The organism is Streptomyces sennicomposti (genome assembly GCF_019890635.1).
In the GTDB taxonomy this organism is placed as follows: domain Bacteria; phylum Actinomycetota; class Actinomycetes; order Streptomycetales; family Streptomycetaceae; genus Streptomyces; species Streptomyces sennicomposti.
The window spans coordinates 1-14,267 of record NZ_JAIOAB010000066.1; the positions used below are offsets into that span (position 1 = coordinate 1).

The window sequence follows — 14,267 nt, forward strand, 5'->3', positions numbered from 1 at the left end:
GGTCCGGGCCGGGGGCGGGGCCGGGGCCGGAGCCGGTGCGCCGAGCGGGGGCGGGACGGGTGCGGGTCCGGGGAGCCGGGGCCGGACCGGGTGGGGTGCCGGGGGGCTGGGTGCGGGCCAGGTCCGGGCCGGGTGCGGATCCGGGCCGGGTGGGGTGCCGGGGGGCTGGGTGCGGGTCCGGGCCAGGTGCGGGTGTGGGGCCGGGTGCGGGTCGTCTCGGGTGCGGTGAGCGGGGGGGGCGTTCGGCTCGTGAGGTGCCGGTGGGTGGGGCGGGGCTTCGGCTCGCCGCCGGTGGGTGGGGGCGGCTCGGTGCTACGGACCGATGGTGAATCCGGGCCACACGCACGAGGCGACCACGGCCTGGCCAGGGCCCGGTGGCCCAAGTCGACCATTCGTCGAGGCCGAAGCGACCGGCGCCCAGCCGTCGCGGCGGACGCCACCGGCGCCCGGCGCCCGGCGCCCGGCCGTCGCGGCGGCCGACGGAAGGCGCCCCGCGCCCCCTCGCGGCCGCCGGCCGAGCGGTTACTCGTCCGTCGCCGCCGCCGGCAGGGCCGCCGCCGGGCGGACCCAGCCGCGCGAGCCGCGGGCGCGCAGCCACGCGGTGGTCTCCTCGGGCGGCATCGCGGCGGCGACCAGCCAGCCCTGCACCGCGTCGCAGCGCAGGTCCCGCAGCCGCTCCCAGGTCTCGTCGTCCTCGACGCCCTCCGCGACGACCAGCAGCCCGAGGGAGTGGGCCAGGTCGACGGTGCAGCGCACGATCTCCGCGTCCTCCGCGTCCACCGCGAGGCGGGCCACGAAGGAGCGGTCGATCTTCAGCTCGCTCACCGGCAGGCGGCGCAGATGCACCAGCGAGGAGTAGCCGGTGCCGAAGTCGTCCAGCGACATCTTGACGCCGTGCGCGGTGAGCCCGGCCAGCGTGTCGGCGGCCCGCTGCGGGTCCTCCAGCAGCACATGCTCGGTGATCTCCAGCTGGAGCGCGCCGGCCGGGACGCCGTGCCGGGCGAGCCGGGCGGCGACCGAGCCGGCGAAGCCGGGGGTGTGGACGTCGCGCGGCGAGACGTTGACGGCGACCGGTGTGAACAGGCCCTGGGCGCGCCACCGGGCGACCTGGCCGAGGGCGGTCTCCAGCACGTACTCCGTCAGATGGGGCATCAGCCCCGAGGACTCGGCGATCGCTATGAACTCGTCCGGCGGGACCTTGCCCCGCTCCGGGTGCACCCAGCGCACCAGCGCCTCCAGGCCGGCGACCTGGCCGTCGAAGCGGACCTTGGGCTGGTAGTGCAGCTGGACCTCGTGGGCGTCCAGGGCGCGGCGCAGATCGCCGAGGAGGCCGAGCCGGTCGGGGGTGTTGGAGTCCCGCTTGGACTCGTAGACCTCCACCCCCGTGCGGTCCCGTTTGGCCTGGTACATCGCCACGTCCGCGCGGCGCAGCAGGCCTTCGGCGTCGAGGGCGTGGTCGGGGAAGACGGCGACCCCGGCGCTGGCCTCCAGGACGAGGGTGAGGCCGTCGAGGTCGAGCGGCGAGCTGAGCGCGGTGACGAGCTGGCGGGCGATACGGGTCGCGGACGTGGTGGAGTCGGCGACGGGCAGTAACACGGCGAACTCGTCGCCGCCGAGCCGCGCGGCCTCCGCCCCGCGCGGCAGCGCCTGCCGCAGCCGGTCGGCGATCTGGAGCAGCAGCCGGTCGCCGGCGAGATGGCCGAGGGTGTCGTTGACCGAGCGGAACCGGTCCAGGTCGATCAGCAGCAGGGCGGCCCGGCCGCCGGCGCGTTCGGGGTCGTCGAGGGCGGTCCAGATGCGTTCCAGCAGCCACTGCCGGTTGGGCAGCCCGGTCAGCGGGTCGCGCAACTGCTCCTCCGCCCGGGCGCGGGCGATCCACAGGGTGGAGTCGAGCGTGATGAGCGGGATGGCGAACAGCGGCAGCAGAACCGGTTCGGCGACGGCGACCACGCACACCAGGGGCGCGATGCCGAGCAGGGCGACCGCGAGGAGGCCCTGCCGGATGAGGGCGGGGCGGGCGACGGTGGGCAGGGGGCCGGTGCGCGGCGCGTGCAGGCACCAGATCAGCAGCCGGGTGACGGCGAGGTAGACGGCGGCGACCAGCACCACCTCGGGGGCGGTGGACGCGGTCCAGTCCCCCGGGTCCCAGGGCCGCTCCACGGTCGGCACCCGGCCGCAGGCGCCGAGGACGAGGGCGGCGGCGCCGATGCCGAGGATGTCCGCGGCGCCGTTGAGGACGCCGGGCCGCCAGCGGCCGCGCCGGGCGATGCCGACCAGCACGACGACGGCGAGGCTGACCAGCGCGGCGGGTACCCAGCCGTAGAGCAGGAGCACGGCGAGGGTGAGGGCGGCGCCGGAGCCGGTGCCGCCCGACCAGCGGGCGCGGCCGAGCATGACGAGGTGGCCGACGATGACGCCGGTGAGCACGGCCAGCGACCAGCCGACGGCGCCGGACGGGAAGAGGGCGTGCGCGCCGGTGAACGACCTGAGGACGCCGGCGCCGAGGACGAGGGCGGCCGCGGTGACGACCGCCGGGGGCAGTGCGGCCCGCGGCGCACGCCGTCCGGGCCGGGGGCCGGCGCCGGGCGGACCGGCGGCCGTCGCGCGGGCCGGCGCCGGGCGGGGCCGTGTCTCCGCGACGGTGTGGTGCGCGGCGGGGCGTGCGGGCAGGACCGCGCGCCCCGTGTGCTGGTCGGCGCCCGAACGCTCCCCCGTCCGCCTCAGGCACCCTCGCCATGCGCCGGTCACCCGGCGCAGCCGTGAGTGCGGGGCGGCGCTCTCGGTCGGTTCCATTCCCGTCCCTCTCACAGCCGGCGGTGCCCACACCACGCGGCCCCGGTGCGGCGCCCCTTCGGCCCGCACCGGCACCGCGCCGGAAAAACCCTTCCACGCGCTCGTCGGAGCACGGGGATGCCCCGACCGCGGCCGGACACGGCGGGCGCACACCTCAACAGTAGGCCGCGGAAGGCTTCCACGGGCAGCGGTCGTCGACGGTTGCCCGAATGCGCCCCGGCCACCCGTATGCATCTGATATGCGCCGTACGCGTGGCCTTCAACCGCTACCCGCCGGTCACGGGGTACGACTTCGGCCACCTCGGGGGCGGTGCGTACGGAGCCGGCCGCCGAGGCCGCGGCCGCACGTATGACCTGGGACGCCGTCGCCCGGCGGTGACTCAGGACACCGTCCCGGCGGCACGTATGACGTCGGACACCGCCACCGGGCCGGCCGCACGTGTGACTCCGCCTCCGGCCGGAGGCGCGACACCGGCCGCCGCCCACCCGGGAGCACGACCGGCTTCGCCCGGCCGGGAGGGCAACTCCCTTCGCTCCGCGGCCGGTTGCACGACTCTCGTCGCTCCCCGGCCGGGCGCCCGCCGCGCCCCCTTACTCCCCTTGCTCCGCCTGCTCCCCCTGCTCCTCGGCCGGCAGCGCGGCCTGCGCCGCCGCGTCCGGGCCCTGGTCCAGCAGGACGCCGAAACCCGTCTCGTCCAGGACGGGCACCTTCAGCTGCATCGCCTTGTCGTACTTGGAGCCGGGGTTGTCGCCGACGACCACGAAGGACGTCTTCTTGGACACCGAGCCGGTCACCTTCGCGCCCAGGCTCTGCAGCGCCGCCTTGGCGCCGTCCCGGGTGAAGTGCTCCAGGGTGCCGGTGACCACGACGGTGAGGCCCTCCAGCGGGCGCGGCCCCTCGTCCTCGCCGGGGCCCTCCTCCTCCATGCGCACGCCCGCGGCCCGCCACTTGCGGATGATCTCCTGGTGCCACTCCTCGGCGAACCACTCCTTGAGGGAGGCCGCGATGATCTGGCCCACGCCCTCGGTGTTCGCCAGTTCCTCCTCGCTCGCCTGCTCGATGCGGTCGATGGAGCGGAACTCGCGGGCCAGCGCCTCGGCGGCGACCGGGCCGACATGACGGATCGACAGGCCGGTGAGCACGCGGGCCAGCGGGCGCTGCTTGGCGGCGGCGATGTTCTCCAGCATCGCCAGGGCGTTCTTCTTGGGCTCGCCCTGCTGGTTGGCGAAGACGGTGGCGATCTTCTCCTCGCCGGTCTTCGGGTCGCGCTTGGGCAGCCCGCTGTCCTGGTCGAGGACGTACGCCTTGATGGGCAGCAACTGCTCGACGGTGAGGTCGAACAGGTCGCCCTCGTCCCGCAGCGGCGGTTCGGCGGGCTCCAGCGGCTTGGTGAGGGCGGCGGCGGCGACGTAGCCGAAGTGCTCGATGTCGAGCGCCTTGCGGCCCGCGAGGTAGAACAGGCGCTCGCGCAACTGGGCCGGGCAGGTGCGGGCGTTGGGGCAGCGCAGGTCGACGTCGCCCTCCTTCATGGGCCGCAGCGGCGTCCCGCACTCGGGGCACTCGCCCGGCATCACGAACTCGCGCTCGCTGCCGTCGCGCAGGTCGGCCACCGGACCGAGGATCTCCGGGATGACGTCGCCGGCCTTGCGCAGCACGACGGTGTCGCCGATGAGGACGCCCTTGGCCTTGACGACGTCCTGGTTGTGCAGGGTGGCGAACTCGACCTCCGAGCCGGCGACGGTGACCGGCTCGACCTGCGCGTACGGCGTGACGCGGCCCGTGCGGCCGACGCCCACGCGGATGTTGAGGAGCTTGGTGTTGACCTCCTCGGGCGCGTACTTGTAGGCGATGGCCCAGCGCGGGGCGCGCGCGGTGGAGCCGAGGCGGCCCTGGAGGCGGATCTCGTCGAGCTTGACGACGACGCCGTCGATCTCGTGCTCCACGGAGTGCCGGTGCTCGCCGTAATAGGCGATGAAGTCGCGGATGCCGTCGAGGCCGTCCACCACCCGGTTGTGCGGGGAGGTGGGCAGGCCCCAGGTGCTCAGCAGGTCGTACGCCTCGGACAGGCGGGTCAGGCCTTCGTACCCCTCCAGGGCGCCGATGCCGTGGACGACCATGTGCAGGGGGCGGGTGGCGGTGACGCGCGGGTCCTTCTGGCGCAGCGAACCGGCCGCCGCGTTACGCGGGTTGGCGAAGGGCTTGTCGCCGGCCTCGACCAGACGGGCGTTCAGCTCCTCGAACCCCGCCATCGGGAAGTAGACCTCGCCGCGGATCTCGACCAGGTCGGGCACCTTGTCGCCGTGCAGCCGGTCGGGGATCTCGGCGATGGTGCGGACGTTGGGCGTGATGTCCTCGCCGGTGCGGCCGTCGCCGCGGGTGGCCGCGCGGGTCAGCCGGCCGTGCTCGTACGTCAGGTTGACGGCGAGGCCGTCGACCTTCAGCTCGCACAGGAAGTGGTACTCCTGCTCGCCCAGCTCCCGGGCGATCCGGTCGACCCAGGCGGCGAGATCCTCGTCGTTGAACGTGTTGTCCAGGGAGAGCATCCGCTCGCGGTGCTCGACCGCGGTGAACTCCGTCTCGTACGACCCGGCGACCTTCTGGGTCGGCGAGTCGGGCGTGCGCAGCTCGGGGTAGCGCTCCTCCAGGGCCTCCAGGGAGCGCAGGAGGCGGTCGAAGTCGGCGTCGCTGATGACCGGCGCGTCCTTGACGTAGTACCGGAAGCGGTGCTCCTCGACCTGCTCCGCGAGCCGCGCGTGCTCCTCGCGGGCCTCGGCGGGCACCGCTGTCTCCGCTTGCTGCTTGTCGCCGGCCACCGTGTCGTCCTCCCGTTACTCTGGGTTGTCCGCGAGGGATCTCGCCGCCCGGACGCAGTGGGCGAGCGCCTCGCGCGCGTACGCGGGGGAAGCGCCCGCGAGACCGCACGTCGGGGTGACCGTCACCGTCTCCGCGAGAAGCCCCGGTCGCAGCCCCAGCCTGCGCCACAACGTCCTGACACCCATGACGCTACCGGCAGGGTCTGACAACGGGCCGTCCGTGGCCGGGACGACACCGGCGAACAGCCGCGTACCGGCTTCCACGGCCTCCCCGATCGCCTCGTCGTCGCGCTCGGTGACGAGCGAGAGGTCGAAGGAGACGCCCGCCGCGCCGGCCCGGCGCAGCAGCGCGAAGGGGACGTCCGGCGCGCAGGAGTGGACCACGACCGGCCCCCCGTCGTGCACGCCGACGACGTCGCGCAGCGTCGCCTCGACCACCTGCCGGTCCACGGCGCGGTGGGTGCGGTAACCGCTGGCGGTGCGGACCTGGCCGCGCAGGACGGCGGTGAGGGAGGGCTCGTCCAGTTGCAGGACGACGTGCGCGCCGGGCACCCGCCGCCGTACCTCGGCCAGGTGCAGCCGCAGGCCCTCGGCGAGGGAGGCGGCGAGGTCGCGGCAGGCGCCGGCGTCGGAGAGGGCGGCCTCGCCGTTCCTCAGTTCGAGGTGGGCGGCGAGCGTCCAGGGGCCGACGGCCTGCACCTTCAGCGGCCCCTGGTGGCCCTGGGTGAACTCCTCCAGGGCGTCCAGGTCCTCCCCCAGCCAGGAGCGGGCCCGCTTGGTGTCCCGGCCCGGCCGGTCGCCGAGCCGCCATCCGCTGGGCTCCACGCGCGCGTACAGCTCGACGAGCATTCCGGCGGTGCGCCCGATCATGTCGGCGCCGGGCCCGCGGGCGGGCAGCTCCGGCAGGAAGGGGAAGTCCTCGAACGTCCCGGCGGCCGTCTTGACGGCCTCCCGGGCGTCGCCGCCGGGCATCGAGCCGACCCCGGTCGCGGCGCCGAACTGGAACTGGCTGTTTTCGCTCACCGGGGCAGCCTACGCAGCCCCGGGTCCGGGTCAGCGCCCCGGCCGGACCGTGAGGTCGTTGACCTCCGCGTCGCGCGGCAGGTCGAGGGCCATCAGGATCGTCGTCGCCACCGACTCGGGGTCGATCCAGCGGTCCGGGTCGTACTCCTTGCCCTCCTGCTGGTGCACCTTGGCCTGCATGGGGCTGGCGGTGCGGCCCGGGTAGACGGAGGTGACGCGCACGCCGTTGCCGTGCTCCTCCTGGCGCAGGGAGTCGGCCAGCGCCTTCAGGCCGTGCTTGGAGGCCGCGTACGCGGACCAGTCGGGGCTGGCGTTCAGGCCGGCGCCGGAGTTGACGAAGAGGACGTGGCCGCGTGCGGCGCGCAGCTGGGGCAGGAAGTGGCGGGTCAGCTCGGCGGGCGCGATCAGGTTGACGTTGAGCTGGTGGCGCCACGCCTTGGGGGTCAGCTCGCCGACCGGGCCGAGGTCCACCACGCCCGCGATGTGCAGCAGGGAGTCGACCCGCTCGGGGAGCGTCTGGTGGGAGAAGGCCCAGCTGAGCCGGTCCGGGTCGGCGAGGTCGCCGACGAGGGTGCGCGCGCCGGGGAACTCGGCCGCCAGTTCCTTGGCGCGGCCCGCGTCGCGCGCGTGCAGCACGAGTGCGTCCCCGCGCGCGTGCAGGCGGCGGGCGACGGCCGCGCCGATGCCGGAGCCGGCTCCGGTGATCACGTGTGTAGCCATGCCGCCATGCTCGCACCCGCGCCTCAGGCGGCGTTCAGGGACTCCTCCAGGTAGGCGAGGGCGGCGGCCGGCTCGTCGGCGAAGAACACCAGCTCGGCCAGGGGGCGGGGCAGGAAGCCCTCCTCCTCCATCCGGCGGAACTGCTCGCGCAGGCCGTCGTAGAAGCCCGCGGTGTTCAGCAGCACCACCGGCTTCTCGGTCCGGCCGTGCTTCTTCAGCTCCAGGATCTCGGTGGCCTCGTCCAGGGTGCCGGTGCCGCCCACCATGATCACCACCGCGTCGGCCTTCTCCAGCAGCAGCCGCTTGCGCTCGGCGAGGTCCGGTGCGATGACCATCTCGTCGGCGCCGGGCCGCGCCTTGGCCGACAGGAACTCCACCGACACGCCGACGAGCCGCCCGCCCGCCTCCTGCACGCCGTCCGCGACGACCTTCATCAGCCCGCTGTCGGAGCCGCCCCACACCAGGGTGTGCCCGCCCTTGCCGAGCAGCCGGGCGAAGTCGCGCGCGGGGCGGGTGTAGCGGTCGTCGAGGTCGGCGGCGGAGAGGAAGACGCAGATGTTCATGCGGCCACGGTACGCGGGGCGGGTAGGTGTACGGCACACGGGAAGATGCGGGGGCCGGCCGGTGCTGCCCCTGGTATGACCCGAGAGACCCGAGGACACACGATCACCGTCGAGCCGAGCGACGAGCACGTGCGCGTGGTGCGCGACGGGCAGGTCCTGGCGGAGAGCCGCCGCCCCCTCGTGCTGCGCGAGACCGGCTGTCCGCCGCGCTACTACCTGCCGCCCGAGGACGTCCGCCTCGATCTGCTGACGCCCTCCGGGACGCACACCCACTGCCCCTTCAAGGGCGACGCGTCCTACTGGTCGCTGCCGGACGCGCCGGACCTGGTGTGGGCGTACCCCGAGCCGAAGCCGGACGTGGCGGCGATCAAGGACCACCTGTGCTTCTACGACACGGAAGTGGTGTGAGCGACGGCGGAGGCGATATGAGCGACCGCGGAGGCGGTGCGAGCGACCGCCGAGGCCGCGCGAGCGGCTGAATCCGGGCGCCCCGGCCCCGTATGCCGGGACCCGTGCGCCCGGCCCCTCGCCGCCTCCCCGATGAGTCCGGCCCGGCGTGGCAGTCTGCCCGGAGACGGAGAAGGGCAGGGAGACGGCCATGGAGAAGAAGGTCACCTCACGCGACGGCACGCCCCTCGCGTACACCCGCGGCGGCGACGGTCCCGCGGTCGTCCTGGTGAGCGGGGCGATGTCCACGGGCGCGACGCTGGCGCCGCTGGCCGCGCGCCTCGCCGACCGCTTCGACGTCCTGGTCCCCGACCGCCGGGGGCGCGGTGCGAGCGGCGACACGGCGCCGTACGCGGTCGAGCGCGAGGTGGAGGACCTCGCGGCGCTGGTGGAGGCGGCGGGCGGCAGGGCGGCGCTGTACGGCGTCTCGTCGGGCGCCGCGCTCGTCCTGCGGGCGGCGGCGAGCGGGCTGCCGGTGACGCGGGTCGCGGTGTACGAGCCCCCGTTCGCGCTGTCGGACGAGGACGCGGCGCAGCGCGCCGAGTACACCGCGCGGCTCGCCGAGGCGCTGGGCGAGGGGCGGCGCGGGGACGCGGTGGCGCTGTTCCTGTCCCTGACCGGGCTGGCCCCCGAGATCATCGCCAACGCCCGCACCTCGCCCATGTGGCCGGACATGGAGGCGATCGCGCCGACCCTCGCCTACGACGACGCGGTGATGGCGGGCGGTCGGGTCCCGGTCCGGGAACTGGCCGGGATCGAGGTCCCCGTGCTGGCCCTGGCGGGCGGCGCGAGCCCGGCCTGGCTCCAGGAGGCGGCCCGCGCGACGGCCGAGGCGGCCCCCGGGGGCGCGTACCGCTGCCTGGCGGACCAGACGCACATGGTCGATCCGGACATCCTGGCTCCGGAGCTGGCGGAGTTCTTCGCGCGGTGAACGGCCGCCGCGTGGGAGCCCGCGCGGCGCCGCTCGTGGGCGCTCGTGGGCGGCCGCTCGTGGGCGTGCGTGGCCGCGCGCGGCCGTTCGTGGGCGCCCGCGCGACGGACCGGCCGGGGAGGCCCCGGGCGGCGGACCGCCCCGACCCCCGCCCGCCGGACGCGCGGCAGGCGCCCCGCGCGACGGACCGGCGGTGAGCGACCGTGCGACGGCGGACGGCGGTGAGCGTCCCTGCGTCGGCGGGTCCGGGCGGGCTGTAACCAACTCCACACCCACCGGCCCCACTTGGCCGCCCTAGACTCCTGCGCGGGCGCGGCGTGCGACCGCGCCCGTACGGGGAGCCGCCATGCGTTACGCCGACCAGCCGACCACCCACCGCGAGGTGCGCGTCGCCGCCGATCCCGCACGGGTGTGGAAGATCGTGGCCGATGTGGAGGCGATGACCCGCTGGAGTCCCGAGCTGGAGCGGGTGGAGTGGTGCGACGGGGCCACCGGACCGGCGGTGGGCGTCCGCTACGCCGGCCACAACCGGCACCCCCTCAACGGCGAGTGGCGGACCGTCTCCGAGATCACCGAGTACGTGCCCGGGCGGACGCTCACCTGGTGCGTCCTCGACGTCGACGGACGGTTCGGCAAGGCCTCCGAGGGTCCCGCGGACCGGATGGCCGCCTGGTCCTTCGCCCTCTCCCCCGCCCCCGAGGGCGGCACCGTGCTGCGCCAGTCGGTGACGATCGGTCCCGGCCGCTCGGGCCTGAGCGCGTTCATCGAGCGCACCCCCGAGCGCGAGGAGGCGATCGTCGCCTACCGCCTGGACGAGCTGGGCAAGGGCATGGAGGCGACGCTCGCCGGGATCAAGCAGGCGGCGGAGGACACCGCCGCCCGCTGATCACCGGCCGCGGGCCGCCCGGGAACACAGGTCTCAGGCCGCCCCGGAACACACGTCTCAGGCCGCCCCGGCCGTCGCCCGTCGCGTCGAGGCGATCGTCGCCGAGCCCACCACGCGGGTGCCGTCGTACAGGACGATCGCCTGGCCGGGGGCGACGCCGCGGACCGGCTCGGTGAAGGTGACGCGCAGCTCGCCGTCCACGAGTTCGGCGGTGACCTCGCTCTCGCCGCCGTGGGCGCGCAGCTGGGCGGTGTAGGCGCCGGGGCCGGTGGGGGCCGCGCCGCACCAGCGGGGCCGGATCGCGGTGAGGGCCTCCACGTCGAGGGCGGCGACCGGGCCGACCGTCACCGTGTTGGTGACCGGGGAGATGTCCAGGACGTAGCGGGGCTTGCCGTCGGGGGCCGGGGTGCCGATGCGCAGGCCCTTGCGCTGGCCGATGGTGAAGCCGTACGCGCCCTCGTGGGTGCCAACGACCGCGCCGGTCTCGTCCACGATGTCGCCCTCCGCCTTGCCGAGGCGGCGGGCGAGGAAGCCCTGGGTGTCGCCGTCGGCGATGAAGCAGATGTCGTGCGAGTCGGGCTTCTTGGCGACGGCCAGGCCGCGCCGCTCGGCCTCCGCGCGGATCTCCTCCTTGGTGGTGACCGTGTCGCCGAGCGGGAACAGCGCGTGCGCGAGCTGCTTCTCGTCCAGCACGCCGAGGACGTAGGACTGGTCCTTGGCCATGTCGGAGGCGCGGTGCAGCTCGCGGACGCCGTCCTCGCCGACGACCACCTTGGCGTAGTGGCCGGTGCACACCGCGTCGAAGCCGAGCGCGAGCGCCTTGTCCAGCAGCGCGGCGAACTTGATCTTCTCGTTGCAGCGCAGGCAGGGGTTGGGGGTGCGGCCGGCCTCGTACTCGGCGACGAAGTCCTCGACGACGTCCTCTCGGAAGCGGTCGGCGAGGTCCCAGACGTAGAACGGGATGCCGATCACGTCGGCGGCGCGGCGGGCGTCGCGCGAGTCCTCGATGGTGCAACAGCCCCGCGCGCCCGTGCGGAAGGACTGCGGGTTCGCGGAGAGCGCGAGGTGGACGCCGGTGACGTCGTGGCCGGCTTCCGCGGCGCGCGCGGCGGCGACGGCGGAGTCGACGCCGCCCGACATGGCGGCGAGGACGCGGAGGGGGCGGGGGCGCTGCGAGGTCTCAGTCATAGCCTCTACAGGGTACGGGGGACGCGGGAACGACGGCGGCCGGTTATCCGTTGCAGAGCGCATGGGGGAGAACAAGGGCGCCGGGAGCGGCCCGGACCGGCACGTGCGGCGCAGGGCCCTGCTCGTCGGCGGGGCCGCGGCGGTCGCGGGCGGGGTCGCGCTGGGGCACGACGCGCTGTCGCGGCTTTGGTGGAAGCTGCCCGGCGCGCAGCGGCCGCGGGTCGCGGGCGCGGTGGACTTCGGCGGCGCCCGCTGGGTGGCGGCCTCGCCGGCCAACTACCGGGAGGCGGACCGCCCGGACGACTATCCGATCGACCGGGTCGTCGTCCATGTCACACAGGGCGGATTCGCGAGCGCGGTCAAGGCGTTCCAGGACCCGGGGCACCGGGCCGCCGCGCACTACATAGTGCGCCGGGACGGGCGGATCACGCAGATGATCCGCGAGCTGGACGTGGCCTTCCACGCGGGCAACCGCGCGTACAACGAGCGCAGCGTCGGCATCGAGCACGAGGGCTACGTGGACGACGCGTCGTCCTTCACGGACGCGATGTACGCCGCGTCGGCGCGGCTGACCGCGCAGATCTGCCGGCGCTACGGCATGCCCGTCGACCGGGAGCACATCATCGGGCACGTGGAGGTGCCGGGCACGGACCACACGGACCCGGGGCCGCACTGGGACTGGGCCCGGTATCTGCGCCTGGTGCGGGCGGCGCCGCCGGACTCCCCGACGCCGTCGCCGTCGGGGGCCGGCACGGCTTCGGGGGCGAGGTCCGGGACGCCGTCGGGGCCCGGCAGGGCCGCCGGGGCCGGTGAGGCCGCCGGCTGACCGGTCCCGCCCTCGCGGGAGCCTTCCCGCAGCAGGTGAGCGCCAGTCCCGGTTCCCGGAGGCGAGCCCCCGGCAGCGCGCCGGGTGGACGGCCGGTGCCGAGCCCCGTCAAAGTCTGACCTGGTCAGGCCCTGTTCAGCTGAGCCCCGCCGCCCGGGCCCGTTCCACCGCCGGGGCGATGGCCTTGGCGACCGCCTCCACGTCCGCCTGCGTGGAGGTGTGGCCGAGGGAGAAGCGCAGCGTGCCGCGGGCGAGGTCCGGGTCGGTGCCGATGGCGAGGAGGACGTGGCTGGGCTGGGCGACGCCGGCGGTGCAGGCGGAGCCGGTGGAGCACTCGATGCCCTGGGCGTCCAGCAGAAGCAGCAGGGAGTCGCCCTCGCAGCCGGGGAAGGTGAAGTGGGCGTTGGCCGGGAGGCGTCCCCCGGGTGCGGGGTCGCCGTTGAGGATCGCGTCGGGGACCGCGTCGCGGACGGCGGCGATCAGCTGGTCGCGCAGCGCCCCGATCTCCCGGGCGAACCGCTCGCGGTGCTCGGCGGCGTGCCGGCCGGCCACGGCGAACGCGGCGATGGCGGGCACGTCGAGGGTGCCGGAGCGCACGTGCCGTTCCTGGCCGCCGCCGTGCAGCACGGGCACGGGGGTGTGCTCGCGGCCGAGGACGAGGGCGCCGATGCCGTACGGGCCGCCGATCTTGTGGCCGGAGACGGTCATCGCGGCGAGTCCCGAGGCCGCGAAGTCGACCGGGACCTGGCCGACGGCCTGGACCGCGTCGGCGTGCAGCGGGACGCCGAACTCGGCGGCGGCCTCGGCCAGTTCGCGCACCGGCTGGACGGTGCCGATCTCGTTGTTGGCCCACATGACGGTGGCCAGGGCGACGTCGGCGGGGTCGCGGGCGACGGCCTCGCGCAGCGCTTCGGGGTGGACGCGGCCGTAGGAGTCGACGGGGAGGTACTCGACGGTGGCGCCCTCGTGTTCGCCGAGCCAGTGCACGGCGTCGAGGACGGCGTGGTGCTCGACGGGGCTGGCCAGGACCCGGGTGCGGGCCGGGTCGGCGGCGCGGCGGGACCAGAACAGGCCCTTGACGGCGAGGTTGTCGGCCTCGGTGCCGCCGGCGGTGAAGACGATCTCGCTGGGGCGCGCGCCGAGGGCTTCGGCGAGGGTCTCGCGGGACTCCTCGACCGTTCGGCGGGCCCGGCGGCCGGACGCGTGCAGGGAGGAGGCGTTGCCGGTGACGGCCAGCGCGGCGGTCATCGCCTCTGCCGCCTCGGGGAGCATCGGCGTGGTCGCGGCGTGGTCGAGGTAAGCCATGGTGCGCCCGATTCTACGGGGCGCCCCGCCCTGGCCCCGGGGCGCGGTCGCGCCGAGTCTCCGCCGCCCCGGCCGCGGCCGGGCGGCGGGCGCGGGTCCGGGGACGCGGCGGCCAGGGTCTTCCGTCCGGATCCGGCCCGATCCGGACGAGAGGCCCTAGAAGCCCCAGGACACCGTGTGGTCGGCGTGCATGAAGGCGGCGAGGACCAGGAGGTCGGCGACGCCGAGGGAGAGGCCGAGCAGGGCGCGGCCGCGGCGGTGCGTGCCGCGCCACAGGGCGACGGCGGCCAGCGCGATGGAGATGGGGCCGAGGACGACGTTGAGGACGAGCAGGCCGAGCAGGCCGAGGACGAAGGACGCGACGGCGGCGCCGTCGGCGTCGTGCAGTCCGGTGCTGCGGGTGGCCGGTGCGGTGAGGTGCATGGTGCGTGCTCCCTACGGTCGGACGGTCGGTCTGCCCTGGTGCGGACCGCCGGAGCGGTACGCCCGGGGGCGCCGCGTCGGTCGGTGCGCGGGGTCAGTGGGACGGGCCGCGCCGGCGGGTGTGGCGCTCGCGGAGCGCGAAGATCCCCAGCCAGACGGCGATGACCACGGCGGCCGCGGCGCTCAGGCCGAGCGGCGCGTGGGCCACGGTGCCCAGGGTCACCCCGAACAGCAGCAGTGCGGCGACGAGGAACAGCATGGGACGGAATCCCCCTCCAGCGTTCTCCCGGGAGCGGGCGGCGCACCCGGGAACGTACGGTGAACGCTTGTAGTAACAGTTGTTCACTG

The 14,267-nt window shown here is 75.3% G+C and carries 13 protein-coding genes; 4 read left to right on the plus strand and 9 right to left on the minus strand.

The annotated features are described in order from the left end of the window. Positions 1–522 precede the first annotated feature (522 nt). The 5 genes from K7787_RS26945 to K7787_RS26965 all read right to left on the minus strand — a co-directional run bounded on the left by K7787_RS26945 (position 523) and on the right by K7787_RS26965 (position 7,913). Positions 523–2,793, minus strand: a complete 2,271-nt coding sequence (locus K7787_RS26945) for a putative bifunctional diguanylate cyclase/phosphodiesterase (RefSeq protein ID WP_223003253.1) — start codon at positions 2,791–2,793, stop codon at positions 523–525. A gap of 591 nt (positions 2,794–3,384) precedes the next feature. Continuing rightward, on the minus strand, positions 3,385–5,607 hold the full coding sequence (gene ligA / locus K7787_RS26950; protein ID WP_223003254.1) for an NAD-dependent DNA ligase LigA: 2,223 nt from the start codon (positions 5,605–5,607) through the stop codon (positions 3,385–3,387). Positions 5,608–5,622: 15 nt separating this feature from the next. Continuing rightward, positions 5,623–6,630, minus strand: coding sequence for a methionine synthase (locus tag K7787_RS26955; RefSeq protein WP_009190756.1), 1,008 nt, complete (start codon positions 6,628–6,630; stop codon positions 5,623–5,625). 30 nt (positions 6,631–6,660) lie between these two features. Continuing rightward, positions 6,661–7,350, minus strand: coding sequence for an SDR family oxidoreductase (locus tag K7787_RS26960; protein ID WP_009190755.1), 690 nt, complete (start codon positions 7,348–7,350; stop codon positions 6,661–6,663). A gap of 23 nt (positions 7,351–7,373) precedes the next feature. Next, complete coding sequence (locus tag K7787_RS26965; protein ID WP_009190754.1) at positions 7,374–7,913, minus strand: LOG family protein; 540 nt, start codon at positions 7,911–7,913, stop codon at positions 7,374–7,376. 75 nt (positions 7,914–7,988) lie between these two features. On the opposite strand from K7787_RS26965, the gene K7787_RS26970 reads away from it, so the two are divergent. From K7787_RS26970 to K7787_RS26980, 3 genes are all read left to right on the plus strand, one after another. Continuing rightward, positions 7,989–8,321: a DUF427 domain-containing protein gene (locus K7787_RS26970; protein WP_164388116.1), complete on the plus strand. Its 333-nt coding sequence runs from the start codon at positions 7,989–7,991 to the stop codon at positions 8,319–8,321. Between the two features lie 190 nt (positions 8,322–8,511). Beyond that, positions 8,512–9,291 (plus strand): alpha/beta fold hydrolase, encoded by a 780-nt coding sequence (locus K7787_RS26975; protein WP_223003255.1) that lies wholly within the window; start codon positions 8,512–8,514, stop codon positions 9,289–9,291. A 346-nt stretch (positions 9,292–9,637) separates the two neighbouring features. After that, positions 9,638–10,177, plus strand: a complete 540-nt coding sequence (locus K7787_RS26980; protein WP_223003256.1) for an SRPBCC family protein — start codon at positions 9,638–9,640, stop codon at positions 10,175–10,177. Between the two features lie 57 nt (positions 10,178–10,234). On the opposite strand, the gene mnmA is transcribed toward K7787_RS26980, so the two are convergent. Continuing rightward, positions 10,235–11,365, minus strand: coding sequence for a tRNA 2-thiouridine(34) synthase MnmA (gene mnmA / locus K7787_RS26985; protein ID WP_223003257.1), 1,131 nt, complete (start codon positions 11,363–11,365; stop codon positions 10,235–10,237). Between the two features lie 61 nt (positions 11,366–11,426). Here mnmA and K7787_RS26990 point away from each other — a divergent pair, with 61 nt between their 5' ends. Further along, complete coding sequence (locus K7787_RS26990; protein ID WP_223003258.1) at positions 11,427–12,191, plus strand: N-acetylmuramoyl-L-alanine amidase; 765 nt, start codon at positions 11,427–11,429, stop codon at positions 12,189–12,191. A gap of 135 nt (positions 12,192–12,326) precedes the next feature. Here the strand turns inward: K7787_RS26990 and K7787_RS26995 are convergent, their stop codons facing one another. From K7787_RS26995 to K7787_RS27005, 3 genes are all read right to left on the minus strand, one after another. Next, positions 12,327–13,496, minus strand: coding sequence for a cysteine desulfurase family protein (locus K7787_RS26995; protein ID WP_223003259.1), 1,170 nt, complete (start codon positions 13,494–13,496; stop codon positions 12,327–12,329). Positions 13,497–13,652: 156 nt separating this feature from the next. Then, positions 13,653–13,919: a hypothetical protein gene (locus K7787_RS27000; protein WP_009190746.1), complete on the minus strand. Its 267-nt coding sequence runs from the start codon at positions 13,917–13,919 to the stop codon at positions 13,653–13,655. A 94-nt stretch (positions 13,920–14,013) separates the two neighbouring features. Next, positions 14,014–14,178 carry a hypothetical protein gene (locus tag K7787_RS27005; protein ID WP_043261318.1) on the minus strand — a complete coding sequence of 55 codons (165 nt, stop codon included), beginning with the start codon at positions 14,176–14,178 and terminating at the stop codon, positions 14,014–14,016. Positions 14,179–14,267: the final 89 nt, after the last annotated feature.